The sequence below is a fragment of the Marinobacter sp. R17 genome (assembly GCF_003789045.1).
Taxonomy (GTDB): domain Bacteria; phylum Pseudomonadota; class Gammaproteobacteria; order Pseudomonadales; family Oleiphilaceae; genus Marinobacter_A; species Marinobacter_A mangrovi.
The window spans coordinates 39,882-54,002 of the sequence record NZ_RHGZ01000022.1 but is presented as its reverse complement, the minus strand read 5'-3'; the positions used below and the strand labels follow the sequence as shown (position 1 = coordinate 54,002).

12 protein-coding genes are annotated in these 14,121 nt (G+C 61.1%); 8 read left to right on the top strand and 4 right to left on the bottom strand.

Annotated features, from left to right (window positions below; translation table 11 throughout):
* Nucleotides 1–13: 13 nt before the first annotated feature.
* The 3 genes from EB809_RS15230 to EB809_RS15220 all read right to left on the bottom strand — a co-directional run bounded on the left by EB809_RS15230 (nt 14) and on the right by EB809_RS15220 (nt 5,574).
* Entirely contained in the window at nt 14–2,845 is a 2,832-nt protein-coding gene (locus EB809_RS15230) for a xanthine dehydrogenase family protein molybdopterin-binding subunit (protein ID WP_123635687.1), read from the bottom strand.
* A gap of 207 nt (nt 2,846–3,052) precedes the next feature.
* Nucleotides 3,053–4,588, bottom strand: coding sequence for a flavin-containing monooxygenase (locus EB809_RS15225; protein ID WP_123635686.1), 1,536 nt, complete (start codon nt 4,586–4,588; stop codon nt 3,053–3,055).
* Between the two features lie 47 nt (nt 4,589–4,635).
* Complete coding sequence (locus EB809_RS15220) at nt 4,636–5,574, bottom strand: metal-dependent hydrolase (RefSeq protein WP_123635685.1); 939 nt, start codon at nt 5,572–5,574, stop codon at nt 4,636–4,638.
* A gap of 270 nt (nt 5,575–5,844) precedes the next feature.
* Here EB809_RS15220 and EB809_RS15215 point away from each other — a divergent pair, with 270 nt between their 5' ends.
* Nucleotides 5,845–6,957: a mechanosensitive ion channel family protein gene (locus EB809_RS15215; protein ID WP_123635684.1), complete on the top strand. Its 1,113-nt coding sequence runs from the start codon at nt 5,845–5,847 to the stop codon at nt 6,955–6,957.
* 138 nt (nt 6,958–7,095) lie between these two features.
* Entirely contained in the window at nt 7,096–7,626 is a 531-nt protein-coding gene (locus EB809_RS15210) for an outer membrane beta-barrel protein (protein ID WP_223807992.1), read from the top strand.
* Nucleotides 7,627–7,691: 65 nt separating this feature from the next.
* Here the strand turns inward: EB809_RS15210 and EB809_RS15205 are convergent, their stop codons facing one another.
* Entirely contained in the window at nt 7,692–8,588 is an 897-nt protein-coding gene (locus EB809_RS15205) for a ribokinase (RefSeq protein WP_123635682.1), read from the bottom strand.
* A 173-nt stretch (nt 8,589–8,761) separates the two neighbouring features.
* Here EB809_RS15205 and yeiP point away from each other — a divergent pair, with 173 nt between their 5' ends.
* From yeiP to EB809_RS15175, 6 genes are all read left to right on the top strand, one after another.
* Nucleotides 8,762–9,328 (top strand): elongation factor P-like protein YeiP, encoded by a 567-nt coding sequence (gene yeiP / locus EB809_RS15200; RefSeq protein ID WP_123635681.1) that lies wholly within the window; start codon nt 8,762–8,764, stop codon nt 9,326–9,328.
* A gap of 278 nt (nt 9,329–9,606) precedes the next feature.
* The gene (pstS, locus tag EB809_RS15195; RefSeq protein WP_123635680.1) at nt 9,607–10,671 is read left to right on the top strand and encodes a phosphate ABC transporter substrate-binding protein PstS; all 1,065 of its coding nucleotides are present in this window, start codon (nt 9,607–9,609) and stop codon (nt 10,669–10,671) included.
* 175 nt (nt 10,672–10,846) lie between these two features.
* The gene (pstC, locus tag EB809_RS15190) at nt 10,847–11,839 is read left to right on the top strand and encodes a phosphate ABC transporter permease subunit PstC (protein WP_123635679.1); all 993 of its coding nucleotides are present in this window, start codon (nt 10,847–10,849) and stop codon (nt 11,837–11,839) included.
* 4 nt (nt 11,840–11,843) lie between these two features.
* The gene (gene pstA / locus EB809_RS15185) at nt 11,844–12,683 is read left to right on the top strand and encodes a phosphate ABC transporter permease PstA (protein ID WP_123635678.1); all 840 of its coding nucleotides are present in this window, start codon (nt 11,844–11,846) and stop codon (nt 12,681–12,683) included.
* A gap of 144 nt (nt 12,684–12,827) precedes the next feature.
* On the top strand, nt 12,828–13,586 hold the full coding sequence (pstB, locus tag EB809_RS15180) for a phosphate ABC transporter ATP-binding protein PstB (RefSeq protein ID WP_123635718.1): 759 nt from the start codon (nt 12,828–12,830) through the stop codon (nt 13,584–13,586).
* A 92-nt stretch (nt 13,587–13,678) separates the two neighbouring features.
* Nucleotides 13,679–14,017: a zinc ribbon domain-containing protein YjdM gene (locus EB809_RS15175; protein ID WP_123635677.1), complete on the top strand. Its 339-nt coding sequence runs from the start codon at nt 13,679–13,681 to the stop codon at nt 14,015–14,017.
* Nucleotides 14,018–14,121 lie beyond the last annotated feature (104 nt).

Below are 14,121 nucleotides of genomic sequence, written 5' to 3'. Positions count from 1 at the left end.
GGCTCCTCCGGTGTCATAGGACCTCCCGGATCTTGTCCGGCGTGATGGGCAGGCTGCGGAAATGGTGGCCGGTCGCGTGGGCGATGCCGTTACCGATGGCGCCGACGATGGGAATCATCACCACCTCGGCGATGCCCTTGGGCGGATCGGTGCGCGACAGGGGGGGCAGGATTTCCGAGGTCTGCTGCCAGACGGCGACCTCGCTGGCCCGGGGTACGTGATAGCGGTTGATGTTCCAGGTGCCGTTGCCGGGACCGTCCTCGTACAGTGGCATTTCCTCGTAGAGCGCATGGCCGATGCCCATGGCCGCGCCGCCCTGGATCTGGCCGGACACCAGTTGTTCGACGATGGCGTTGCCGCATTCCAGGAACGTGTGGTGGTTGAGCAGCGAAACCTTGCCCGTGCCCTTGTGCACCGCCAGTTCCACCAGTGCCCCGCAGGCGCTGTAGTAGGTGACGCCCGCGTTATTGCGCTGGGTCGGCGGGATGTAGAGATTCTTGCGGGTCAGCAGGTGATAGCCGCGCTTGCTGGACATCAGTGCCTTCTTCTCGTCGGACGCGCCCTGGCCATACTGGACGGCGAGGCCATCCAGCGGCAGGTTCTCGGTGCGACCGTTGATGTCGTAGTCGGCCCGGGACCACTCCCAGCGGTTGAAGGCGTGGGTGATGGCGCCGGTCACCAGCCCCATCTCGTGGGCGCGCTTGGCGAGGAATTCCAGCGACAGCGGTTCCATGCCCCGGGCGGTGAGGTGACCGCCTTCCCAACGGGCGTTATCTTCCCGCACGACATAGGGCGCTGACTGACCGCCGCCGATGCCGCGTTGCCAGTAGTCGACGGCGGCAGGCCACAGGCCGTGGCGGAAGATCACCCTGGCCGCCTCCAGCGTCGGGAACGAGAAATAGTAGGCGGAGTTACTGGCGCTCGAGGCCTGCAACAGCAACGGCGTCCAGCGGGGATCCTGGGCGGCCTTCTCCTGTTCGTCTTGGGAGATGAAATAGGGGCTGGCGGTCTCGTACATCTGCATGTCGTCCCATTCCATTTCCGCGGTGCGCACCTGATCCGCCGCGCGGCCCAGCCAGGTGGCGACCACCGCAGCCTGACCGGTGGAATAGCCGGTGCCCATTTCGGCGCCGGTGTTGCGCAGTTCGATGCGGCCTTCCGGGGTCAGGCGGACTTCGGAGAACGCGGATTCGGCACCGTGACCAAAATCCTTCTGCACGCAGGCAAAACCCACCCCGTAGTGTTCCTCGGGATTCTGGGCTTCGTAGGTCCGCTTGCGCTCTTCCCGGCCGGTCCAGATGGTGTGCTGCCGGGCCTTGTGCAGGATCTCCTCGCCACGCAGGTGGCCGGCCGGAATCGCCCCCTGGGTGTTCTTCATACCGCTCTTGAACACGTTGCGCAGGCGCAGCTCGATCGGGTCCATCTTCAGCTGCCCGGCGATTTCATCCACCATCAGTTCGGTAGCGGACATGCTCTGGATGGTGCCGTAGCCCCGGAACGAGCCGGCCTCCGGCATGCGGGAATAGATCGCTGTGGCCGTCAGGTCGCTGTTGGGCATGTAGTAGATGGACTGCGCCGCCGTGGTGCCGACAAAGGCCACGGAGTTGGAGAAGTTGGCGCGCCCGCCGCCGTTGGCGGTCAGGTCCTGCTTGAAGATCTGGAACTTACCGGTTTTGCGGTCCACCGCCAGCCGGTTTTTCATGGTAAAGGGATGGCGCTTCATGGTGGCCTGGAACTGCTCGTAGCGGTCGTTGGCCAGGCGCACCGGCTTGCCGTCGGCATACAGGGCGGCAATCAGCCCGTAGTAGGGGAAAATGGTGGCGTCCTTAGAGCCATAACCCACCGTGTAGGCCGGATGCAGGAAGAAGCGCTGGCTGTTGAAGCGGCTCTTGGACAGTAGCTCCGGCATCCAGTTGACCAGTTCCTGTGGGGACTGGGTGCCACAGACCACGTGCATGTCGCCCTTGTCCCGGTCGAACCAGCAGTTGGCGTTGTCCGCCTCCATCGCAAAATGGTCGGTGTACTGGGAATGGTATTCGCCCTCGAACACCAGCCAGTCGTCGGGGGCATTGTCCAGTCTGTCCTGCAGCTGGTTGGCATAGAACATCGCCTTTTCGGTGTCCTTGCCGTTTTCCAGGGCCTCGGGCCAGACCGGGTGGCGCTTGCGGAAATCCGGATAGAGCACGGTTTCCTGCAGGGCGGAGAAGGTGTCCTCGGCAAACGGCGTGTCGCCGCCGACGCGGATGTAACGGAACGCACCGTAAGGGGATTTTTCCGGTAGCGGCGTCTTGTCGCCGTAGACCACCACATCGTCGGCAAAGCGGATGCGGTTCTTGGCCAGCCGATAGCGCGGGAAATCGTGGTAGACCAGCATGGCCACCGGGTAGCCCAGGTACAGCGGCGTCTCGCCCTTGGGCAGGAAGAATTCAGGGCCGAAGAAGCGCGGTACTTCGATCTGGTCGCGGGCCATGTCCTCGGCGGTCACGATTCGGTCCGGCATCAGTCCGGCGTTTTCCAGGCGGCTGAGGTCGATGTCCTCGAAGCGGTGATCGCAGCGGGTGGCGCGGATGATAAACGCATGGGACTGCTGGTCCGGCCAGTGCGGCATGTCCTTCGCCCGGATGTCCCGGGCAAACACCTTGCTGCCGGTGACTTTGGCGATGCCGTCGAGGCGGAAGCGCATGGTGCTCTCCGCCAGTTGCCAGTCTTCCCGGGTCGGTGACAGGACCCGTTCCTCGAACAGGGCGCCAAAGGCGTCGCTGCCAAAGGGTGCGAGGTAGGCTGTCACACCGGCGATGGCGCTGCCCTTGAGAAAGGCGCGCCGGGATATGTGCGATCTGGACATACCGAGATCCTTCATCGGTGCAAATGATAGGAGACCACTATAGTTAAAACCTGACCGTCTGCACAGGTTTGTGCGGCCGCCTTTGGAGAATGCAAAGCAAGCGGGCCCTTGGATAAGGGTAGTGCACGCAGGGGGAGAAGACCGTTGAAAAATCCGGATGGGCGGGTTGGGCCGTGGCTGGCAACCCGCCGCTTCACAGGGTAGACGTTAGCTGAACGCTTCTTCCCGGACACGGGCGTTCGATTTGGCAGGACGTTTGGTCGGTCGGGTGCCTGTGTCCTGACGATAAGCCAGGTCGTAGTCCTTCAGCTCGAACACGTTCAGTCGCCGCTTCAGTGTTTTCAAAGACCAGGGCCATGCGGCGAAGTTACGGCCGTTCTGGTCCAGGTAATAGCTGCTGCAACCGCCAGCATTGAACACGGTGGTCTGCAGGTTTTTCTGGACCTTCCGGTTGTGCTTTTTCAGCACCTTCCGCTTGATGGTCAGCTTGCTGATGGACCGGCGCTTGATCTTCCAGAGTCCGTCGATGATGTAGTCCAACTGGGCCTCGGCCAGGCGGATGAATGAATCGTAGACCAGCACGTTAGGCCCTAGGATCAGGAAGGCGTTGGGCACGTTCTCGATGGTAGCGCCCAGGTAGGCCTCCGGCGAACTGTCTTTCCACAGGTCCGCCAGGCGTTCGCCCTTGTCGTTGAAGACCCGGTTGCCGATGGGCGGGTGTGACACGTCAAAGCCGGTGCCCCAGATGATCACATCCACCTCCCGGCGCTCGCCATTGGCGGCGATCACGGTGTTGCCGTCCACTTCCACCAGGCCGCTGGGAATCAGCGACGTGTTGCCCGCCTGCAGGGCGGGGTAGTAGTCGTTGGCGAACAGGATGCGCTTGCAGCCGAGCAGGAAGTTCGGCGTGACCGCCCTGCGCAGGGCCGGGTCGCTGATCTGCAGGCGCAGGAGCTGTTTGGCCGCTTCGTTCACCGGCTTGAGGACCTGCGGGTTGCGCAATCCGAAGTTGATGGCGTTGAGTGAGCCGGCCACCGCCTTGCGCCAGCCCTGCTGGATCGCCGGGAACCGCTCGATCGCCTGTTTGGCGGCCTCACCTAACGGCAGGTCCGGTTTGGGCAGCACCCAGGGTGCGGTGCGCTGGAACACATGCAGTTCCCTGGCCTTCGGCTGGATCCGGGGCACGAACTGGATGGCCGAGGCGCCGGTGCCGATCACGGCGATGCGCTTGCCGGTCAGGTCGTAGTCGTGATCCCACCGGGCGGAGTGGAACATATTGCCGGTGAACGTCTCCAGTCCCGGGATCGGCGGCGTCTGCGGCTCGGTGATGGGGCCGGTGGCAAACACCACCGTTCTGGCGAGGTACTGGCCGCTGCTGGTGTCCAGGCACCAGAGGTGACGATCTTCATCCCATACCGCCTGTTCCAGCTCGCAGTTGAACTCGATCAGGGGCGTGATCCCGAAGTCGTCGCTGACGGTTTCCAGGTAGTCGAGGATCTCGGGTTGCTTGGCAAACAGACGACTCCAGCGACTGCTTGGCGCAAAGGAATAGGAATAGAGCGAGGACGGGACGTCGCAGCCGCAGCCCGGATAGGTGTTCTCCCGCCAGGTGCCGCCGACTCGGTCGGCCTTCTCGATGATCTTGAAATTGTGGTAGCCGGTTTTCTTGAGCTTGATCGCGGCTGCGAGCCCGGAAATGCCGGCGCCCACGATAAAGGTGTCGTAAACAGAGGGTGTATTCATCGCTATTGGCTATCGCTTTTTGTGGGGACCGTCGGTTGCCCGTCGCATCAGGCGCGGACGGGCGGAACCACTTCTTTGACGAGATAGGGGGCCAGCAGCCCGGTCTCGGGATTCAGCAGGCGCTCCTTGTAATAGGCCAGGTATTCGGACGTGTCGTGGTCGTTGGGGTGGAATCCCGGGCGCAGGTAGTCGAACACGTGGCCGAGGGTGCTGCCGTAGATGCCGTCCTTGCGGCCCATGATCAGCCCGACGCTGCGCCGTGCGTCCTTCCAGAAGCGTCGACTGAACAGGTTGCGCGGCCGGCGCATTACGGGAATGCCGACGCCGCCCAGGGCCACCAGAAACCAGATGGTAAACAGGGCCATGGCAAAGCCGCTGACACGCAGGGCGTAGTTACCATTAAGCGTCTCGTAAACGTCGAAGGCGATGTCCTTGTGCTCGGACTCTTCGAGCATGTGCCACATCCACAGGGCGCGCTGTTTTTCGTCGTCGGATTCGAAGAAGTAATCCTCATGCTTCATGAAGAATTCCGCCAGGACTGCGGTGAAATGCTCGATGCCCGCCATCAGGGATAGCTTCAGCGGTTGCGGGAAGCGGCGGAATCCGTAGTCGAAGACGTTCTGCGCCAGGAACCGGTAGAAGGACACCGGGTAGCGATGCATCTTGAGAATGTCGTTCCATTCCTCATGCACCTTCGAGTGCAGGGCTTCCTGGCCAATCAGCGCCGTCACCCGCTGCTTGAGCACCGGGTCTTTCAGAAAGTCCCGATGGTAACGGGCGGTCTCGATGACCAGGTCTTCGCCATACGTCAGGAAGATCGACAGCGCCGAGAAATAACCACTGGCCAGTTCGGCGTTGAGGTAGAAGTCGATGTCCACGCCCTTGCCGTCGAACTCGAAGTTCATGTGACGAATGGGGATCTTGGGGTGGTCGTCGGCGTTCCCGGGCTGGGCGTTGTTCGGCATTTTGAGTGCTGCGGCTGTCATCGGAATAACCTGTCATTGATGCAAATAGAATGGGGTGGCCGCTTTGCCAATACAGGCTGGCTGGGCAGCTAACCCCTTGCTAACAGGTTAGTTTTGTCATTTGTTCGGATTCAATTCGGACCACCGGACGGGAAAGGGAGGGGGTTGGCGGCCGTCCGGGGTGGTTAGTTGAGCGCTTGTTCGGATTCTGTGAGCCCCGCGCCGACGGGATGCTTTCGCTCACCGGGTTCATGGGTTAGTTTTGCAATACATGGTTCTCGGATACCGGTCATGCTGAAAGCTCTGGAAACTGGTCTGCAGGCATGGCTCTTGCCGGGCCTGACCGCGTTGGCGGCGGTGGCAGCCACCTATGTGGTCTATCGCCTGTCGCTCGCACTGATTCGCCACTTTACCGATTCCCGAACCGTTCCCCGCCTGTTCCTCGACGCCGCCGCCCGGGCGCTGGGTGTCGTGTCCTGCCTGCTGGTGCTCAACGGGATGCTCAACGCCGTTCCCGACGATCTTCCGTTGCTGGACGGCTTCCAGCAAATGGCCACGCTGCTGTTGATCCTGGCACTGACCTGGGCGGCGGTGCGTCTGACGTCGGCTATCGGCGAAGTCATCGTACACCTGAATCCGGTACTGGAAGGGCAGTGGAAGCGTGCCCGGAAGGTGGAGACGCAAACCCGCTTCCTGGTGAGGTGCCTGAACGTGTTGATCGTGATTCTGGGTTTGGGCGCGGCGCTGATGACGTTTGAATCCGTCCGACAGCTTGGCGCCAGTCTACTGGCCTCCGCGGGTGTGGGTGGCATCATTTTGGGCTTTGCCGCGCGGCCGGTGCTCAGCAATCTGCTGGCGGGGATGCAGATCGCTTTAACCCAGCCCTTTCGGATCGATGACGTGCTGTACGTTCAGGGCGAATGGTGCTGGGTGGAGGAGGTAACCGCCACCTATGTGGTGTTGCGGGTCTGGGATCTGCGGCGCCTGATCGTGCCCCTGCAATGGTTTATCGAAAACCCGTTCCAGAACTGGTCGCGCAACACGGCCGACATGCTCGGCACGGTTTTTATCTGGGTGGACTACACCATGCCGGTTGAACCCTTGCGAACCGAGTTTGGTCGTCTGCTGCGGGCGTCCAGGCAGTGGGACGGCAACGTGGAACTGGTCCAGGTAACCGATTCGAGCGACCAGGCCATGCAGATCCGCTTCCTGATGAGCGCGCCGGATTCCAGCCAGAGCTGGGAGTTGCGCTGCGCCATTCGCGAGGGACTGGTGACGTATATCCAGCAGCACTATCCAGAGCAGCTGCCTCGGGTCCGGGCGAGGCTTGTGGAACCTGGGAGCGGGACGGAGTCCGGTGATGGATCGGATGCCAATGACCGATTTGAGGCGGGTAGCCGGTAAATAAGTACTCACGTCAACTTTAATTGACATTATTTCGACAAGCCTCTTTAACGGGTCTAAATTCTGGGGGATGTGTCTTTAGCTAGGGAGGCTGAGACCATGACACGTTCCATTCCATCCATATCTGCTGTTTCTTTTTTGGCAGTCCCTCTTCTGTTCCTCTCCGGTGTGGCGTACGCGGGCAGTGATAGCGGTGTTTACGTGGGAGCTTCCGTGGGCTCGGCCCAGCTCAATTACGATGAAGATGACCCGGATTACGGCAAGATCGACTTTGACGACGATGATGCCGGTTACAAGATCTTTGCCGGTTACAACTTCGGTCTGGTGCCGCTGGTCGATCTGGCGGTGGAAGGGGCCTATGTCGACTTCGGCAACTTCAGTGGGGATATCGGCGGTGTCGGTGGTAACGACATCGATGTGACCGGCTGGACCGGTGCCGGTCTGGCGGGGTTCAAGCTGGGCCCGGTCGGGCTGTTTGGCAAGGTTGGCGTGATCAACTGGGACAGCGACGCGGACATCATCGGCGACGATGACGGAACCGACCCGCTCTACGGCGTGGGCGCCCGTATTACGCTGTTTTCTTTCCAGGTGCGTGCTGAATACGAACGCTACGATCTGGACAATTTCGATATCGATTACTTCTCGGTAGGCGCCGCCTACACATTCTGATCCCGCACGTCTGATGCCGGGCGGCGCTTCGGTCGCCGGTGGTCCCGGTTTCTCTCCCTTCTTTCCTATCTCCCGAAGGTCGCCAGAAACGCGTCGACCGCCTGTTGCTCGGGAATGGCTGCGGCGGCGCCGGGTTGGGTGACGCATAGGGCGGCCGCGGCGCTGCCCCGACGTAAGGCGACGTCCGGCGTTTCACCGGCGGCCAGTGCAGCCAGGCAGTAGCCGATAAACGTGTCGCCGGCCGCGGTGGTATCGACGGCATCGACAGGGAAAGCCGGCGCCTGCTGCCGTCCTTCCGGGCCGATGTAGACGACGCCGGCCCGGCCCAGGGTCAGCAGGATCTGCAGGTGTGGATACTCGCTCTGCAGCCGGGTTTCGGCGTCATCGACACGGGTTCGGTCCGCGAGGTCCATCGCTTCGACTTCATTGACGATCAGCAGGTCCACCTTGTCCAGCAGCGGTCCGACCGCTTCGCTGACCATCGGCGCCGGGTTAAACGCAACGCGCATCCCACGACTTACCGCCTCGTCCATGGCCTCTGCCAGGCCGTTGGTTTCATTCTGCAGCAACAGCCAGTCTCCATCCTCGCAGCCGGCCAGCGCCTTTTCGATATGAGAGCGGCTCAGGCTCCGATTGGCACCGGGGTAGATCAGGATCGCGTTCTCCCCGTCGCCTGTCACCTGGATGATGGCGTGGCCGCTGGCCTGGTTCAGTCGGGCCACGGCGGTTGTGTCGACGCCAGCATCGGCCAACTGATCAATGACCCAGGGATCGGCTTCGCCAATGGCGCCAATGTGTTTTACGTCAGCACCGGCCCGGGCCAGGGCGATGGACTGGTTGGCTCCCTTGCCACCGTGCAGGACCTGATAATCGGCTGACGATAAAGTCTCTCCCGGCCTGACGAAATGCTTAACCCGGTAGACATGGTCCAGGTTGATCGAGCCCAGGTTGTAGATGGTCATGACAGTGTGTCCTTATGGCTGGCCGGAAAGCCCGATGGTGGGGTGTTTGCCGCGCAGAGGCAATGGCCGGTTTTGATGTCGTCCGGATGCCCTGATGCGGTGGAAGCACTCGCGCACGGCCGGCCGTCATGGTATATCGGCAGCGCACATTTCTTTTTTTACGGAACCGACCCATGCCAAGAGCCAGTGAGATCAAGAAGAATTCTGCCGTTGAATACCAGGGCAACGTCTATTTCGTGAAGGACATCGAGCGCTCCGTTCCCCAGGGGCGGGCCGGTGGCAGCCTTTATCGGATGCGCATGTACGATGTGGTCACCGGCAACAAGATTGACGAGACCTTCAAGGACTCGGACATGCTGAACCTGGCCGACCTGGTCCGTCGTCCGGCGACTTTTTCCTACGCCGACGGCGAGGAGTACGTCTTCATGGATTCGGAGGACTTCACCCAGTACAGCCTGAATCGCGAAGCCATCGCCGACGAGCTGCTGTTCATCAGCGAAGAGACGCAGGGCCTGATGGTGATCCTGGTCAGCGACGCGCCAGTCTCGCTGGCATTGCCGCCGACCGTGGAACTGGTCATTGAGGAAACCGATCCGTCTGTCAAGGGCGGCTCCGCGACGGCCCGGACCAAGCCCGCCCGCCTGACCACCGGCCTGGTGGTGCAGGTGCCCGAGCATATCTCCACCGGAGACCGGATCAAGATCAACGTGGAAGAACGCAAGTTCCTCAGCCGGGCGTGACGCCGCAGGCCCTGTTTTTCAGGCCCCGGTTCTGGCCGGGGCCACTCCCTCCTGTTTGCTCGCTCGCCTCTTTGAGCGTCTGATTTTTCGACAAAATCTGTCCGGGCAAGACCCAAAACCTGTCGTCAAATGCTCTAGGTCATCTGCTGACCCGGGGTGTCATCTTTCTGTCATATAGCCGTCACCATACTGTCACACGATCTGACCAAGCTGGTTCCGACTCACAGCACGAGTACTGCGAAAAACGCGTCCTTCAAAACCGATTCAAGGAGAAAACAATGCTCAAGCTGATTTCACGGGGCCTGATGGTTGCAACGGCAACATTTGCCCTGAGCACGGCCGCTGCGGCGGACGTCAACGAAATTTCAGGCGCTGGTGCCACCTTCCCGTACCCGGTGTATGGCAAGTGGGCCAGTGCCTACCAGAAGGAAACCGGCGTCAAGTTCAACTACCAGGCCATCGGCTCTGGCGGTGGTATCAAGCAGATCTCTGCCAAGACCGTTGACTTCGGCGCGTCCGACGCACCGTTGACTCCGGAAAAACTGGACGAAATCGGCCTGATGCAGTTCCCGATGGTCATGGGCGGTGTGGTACCGGTTGTCCACATCGACGGCATCGACGCCGGCGACCTGAAGCTGTCCGGCGAAGCACTGGCCGACATCTTCATGGGCAAGGTCAAGAAGTGGAACGATTCTGAGATCGCTGAACTGAACCCGGACCTGGATCTGCCGGACAAGGCCATCACCGTGGTTCACCGCTCTGACGGTTCCGGTACCACCTGGATCTTCACCAACTACCTGAGCAAGGTGTCCAGCGACTGGAAAAACGAGATCGGCAACGAGAAAGCCGTCAAGTGGCCGGCTGGTGTTGGCGGCAAGGGTAACCAGGGTGTGGCGTCCTACGTTGACCGCATCAACGGCTCCATCGGCTACGTCGAGTACGCCTATGCCCTGCAGAACAAGATGGCTTACGCCCAGCTGGAGAACCACGATGGCCACTACGTGTCTCCGACCGCCGAGAACTTCCAGGCGGCGGCTGCCGGTGCCGACTGGGCCAACGCTGACGGCTTCTACATGGTCCTGACCGACCAGCCGGGTGCGAACAGCTGGCCGATCACCGGTGCCACGTTCATCCTGGTCTACAAGCAGGCGTCCAAGCCGGAAGTGACCCAGGCGGTCCTGAAGTTCTTCGACTGGAGCTACGCCAACGGCGACGACATGGCCAACAAGCTGGACTACGTGCCGATGCCGGACAGCGTTGTGAAGCTGGTCGAGAAGACCTGGGCCAAGGAGATCAAAGGCTCCAATGGCAAAGATGTGTGGACTGTGAGCATGTCCAACTGATCGGGTGAATTGACCCGCGACAGGACCGGGTGGACGTGGAAGCGCCGCCCGGTTTTGTCACCACGAACGCAACAGGTCACCGCGAGGGGCCTGTGCGTTTTTTTGCAATCAGCGACACCTTGAAAGACGGTCGCTTAGTCACCGGCCGAACGGTCGGATCTATGGAGGACACGGCGTGAGCACAGAACTGACAACAGACGGTTCGGTCCCGACAACGGACACCCGGTCCGGCAGCTCCGGGCATCTGGCCGACAAGGCCTTCCGCGGTCTGACCCAGTTCTTCGCCCTCCTGGTGGCGCTCTCTGTTCTCGGCGTGTTTGTCACGCTGCTGGTTGGGGCCTGGCCGGCCCTGGAAAAATACGGCTTCTTCAATTTCCTGACCACCAACGACTGGAACCCGGTGACCGACGTCTATGGCGCGGTGGCTCCGATCTACGGCACGTTGGTGACGTCCTTGCTGGCTCTCCTGATTGGTGTGCCGGTCAGTTTTGGCATCGCGCTGTTCATTACCGAGCTGGCGCCGGTCTGGCTCAAACGCCCCATTGGCGTGGCGATCGAGCTGCTGGCGGCGGTGCCCAGTATCATTTACGGCATGTGGGGCCTGTTCGTGTTCGCCCCGTGGTTCTCTGAAAACGTCCAGCCCTGGATGACCGACAACCTGGGTGGATGGCCGCTGATCGGCTCATTGTTCCAGGGCCCACCGATGGGCATCGGCATGTTCACCGCCGGGTTGATCCTGGCCATCATGATTATCCCGTTCATGGCCGCGGTCATGCGCGACGTCTTCGAGACCGTGCCACCGGTCTACAAGGAATCCGCCTACGGTCTGGGCGGGACCACCTGGGAAGTGGTCTGGAAGGTGGTGCTGCCGTACACCAAGATCGGTGTTGTCGGCGGCGTCATGCTGGGACTGGGCCGGGCACTGGGCGAAACCATGGCGGTCACGTTTGTTATCGGCAACTCCCACAACGTCTCCGGCTCCCTGTTCATGCCTGGTAACACGATTTCCTCCACGCTGGCCAACGAATTTACCGAGGCGGCCGGCGAGATCTACACGTCCTCGCTGATCTCGCTTGGTCTGGTGCTGTTCCTGCTGACCTTCGTCGTGCTTGCCATCGCGAAGGTCATGCTGATCCGTCTCAAAGCCAAAGAAGGGAAGGCGAGCTAACCTCATGAACGCTTCACTGTACCTCCGCCGCCGTCTGACCAACTATTTCAATCTGACCGTGTCGGTCCTGACCACACTGTTCGGCCTGTTCTGGCTAGGCTGGCTTTTGTGGACCCTGTTCAGCAATGGCCTGCAGTGGATCAGCCTGGACCTGTTTACCCAGTCAACCCCACCGCCCGGCGAGGCCGGCGGTCTGGCTAACGCGATCGTGGGCAGTGTGCTGCTGACGGTGGTGGGTGTCCTGATCGGCGCGCCGGCCGGCGTGCTGGCCGGAACCTACCTGTGTGAATTCGGGCGGGGATCGCGCTTCGCCAGCGTCGTGCGTTTCGTGAATGACATCCTGCTGAGCGCGCCTTCGATCATCATTGGTGTCTTCGTCTACGGATTGATTGTCATCAACGTCGGGCATTTTTCAGGCTGGGCCGGCGGCGTCGCGCTGGCGCTGATCGTGCTGCCCGTCGTCGTCCGGACCACCGAAGACATGCTGCAGCTGGTGCCGGATCACATGCGCGAAGCGGCGGCGGCCCTGGGGGCTCCCCAATGGAAAGTGGTCAGTGCGATTGTGTACCGGGCGGCCGCTCGCGGCATTGCCACCGGCATTCTGCTGGGGATCGCCCGGATCAGCGGGGAGACGGCGCCGCTGCTGTTTACCGCACTGAACAACCAGTTCTGGACAACGGATATGTCCCAGCCCATGTCCAACCTGCCGGTGGTGATCTTCCAGTTCGCCATGAGTCCCTATGACGACTGGCAGCACCTGGCCTGGGCCGGCTCGCTTCTGATTACGGTTACCATCCTGCTTCTCAATATCATCGCCCGCATCTGGCTGCGGGAAAGCAAGTAAAGGTACGCACCTATGGCACTTTATCCCGGAATGTCCGCAACCCAGGCCGGCCCGCTGAATAACGGATCGTCCAGCCAATACCAGATGTCGGCGCCGGAAAAGGTGGCTGCATCGGCCTCCGAACCGGTGAGCGTCGATACGACCATGGAACCGTCCAAGATCGTGGTCAACGGGCTGAATTTCCACTACGGCAAATACCACGCGCTTCAGGACATCAATATCAAGATTCCTGAAAAAAAGGTGACGGCGTTCATCGGGCCGTCCGGGTGTGGCAAATCCACGCTGTTGCGCACCATGAACCGGATCTACGAGCTTTACCCGGACCAGCGTGCTTCCGGCGAAATCCTGCTGGATGGCCGCAATGTGCTGGATCGCAAGCAGGACCTGAACCTGCTGCGCGCCAAGGTGGGCATGGTCTTCCAGAAGCCGACCCCGTTTCCGATGTCGGTTTTCGAGAACGTGGCTTTCGGCGTCAAACTCTATGAACGCCTGTCTCGGGTGGACATGGAAGAGCGGGTGGAATGGGCCCTGCGCAAGGCCGCGCTGTGGGATGAAGTGAAGGACAAACTGCATCAGGGCGGCACGCGTCTGTCCGGTGGTCAGCAGCAGCGGCTGTGCATCGCCCGCGGTATCGCGGTGAAGCCCGAGGTGTTGCTGCTGGATGAACCCGCGTCCGCGCTGGATCCGATCTCCACCCTCAAGATCGAGGAACTGATCAACGAGCTCAAGAACGATTACACCATCGTGATCGTCACCCACAACATGCAGCAGGCGTCACGGGTCTCGGACTACACGGCCTTCATGTACCTGGGGGAGCTGGTCGAGTTCGACGACACGACAACGATCTTCACCACACCGGCCAACAAGCAGACCGAAGACTACATCACCGGCCGTTACGGCTGACCGACCGGTGATTGGAGCAGGGCGGAGATTGGGGAGCACATTATGGGCGCCTCTGCTATGATCTCCGCCTTTCAAACCTGCAGGTCCTTGTCATGTCACAACTCCCTCCCTGTCCCCAATGCCAGTCTGAATACACCTACGAGGACGGCGTTCAACTCGTGTGCCCCGAGTGCGGCCATGAGTGGACCGAAGCCGAACAGGCTGCCGCCGATGCCGGTCCCGAGATTCGCGATGCCAACGGCAACACGTTGCAGGATGGCGACACCGTGACCGTCATCAAGGACCTCAAGGTGAAAGGTTCCAGCCTGGTGGTGAAAGTCGGCACCAAGGTCAAGAACATCCGCCTGGTCGACGGCGATCACGATATCGACTGCAAGATCGATGGCGTGGGTGCGATGAAGCTGAAGTCGGAATTCGTCAAGAAAGCCTGATCCGGGCAAAGACGTCTATCGGTTGAATGGATTTTTTCAGCGGGATCAGTCGACTATCGGCATAGCGCTGTAACCTGACTGTCATTTTTTGAAGACACACTGGC

Coding starts and splice junctions, on each gene's coding strand:
- pstA (WP_123635678.1), top strand. CDS start 11,844: ATGAACGCTTCACTGTACCTCCGCCGCCGTCTGACCAACTATTTCAAT.
- EB809_RS15225 (WP_123635686.1), bottom strand. CDS start 4,588: ATGAATACACCCTCTGTTTACGACACCTTTATCGTGGGCGCCGGCATT.
- yeiP (WP_123635681.1), top strand. CDS start 8,762: ATGCCAAGAGCCAGTGAGATCAAGAAGAATTCTGCCGTTGAATACCAG.
- EB809_RS15205 (WP_123635682.1), bottom strand. CDS start 8,588: ATGACCATCTACAACCTGGGCTCGATCAACCTGGACCATGTCTACCGG.
- EB809_RS15220 (WP_123635685.1), bottom strand. CDS start 5,574: ATGACAGCCGCAGCACTCAAAATGCCGAACAACGCCCAGCCCGGGAAC.
- pstS (WP_123635680.1), top strand. CDS start 9,607: ATGCTCAAGCTGATTTCACGGGGCCTGATGGTTGCAACGGCAACATTT.
- EB809_RS15215 (WP_123635684.1), top strand. CDS start 5,845: ATGCTGAAAGCTCTGGAAACTGGTCTGCAGGCATGGCTCTTGCCGGGC.
- pstB (WP_123635718.1), top strand. CDS start 12,828: ATGGAACCGTCCAAGATCGTGGTCAACGGGCTGAATTTCCACTACGGC.
- EB809_RS15175 (WP_123635677.1), top strand. CDS start 13,679: ATGTCACAACTCCCTCCCTGTCCCCAATGCCAGTCTGAATACACCTAC.
- EB809_RS15230 (WP_123635687.1), bottom strand. CDS start 2,845: ATGTCCAGATCGCACATATCCCGGCGCGCCTTTCTCAAGGGCAGCGCC.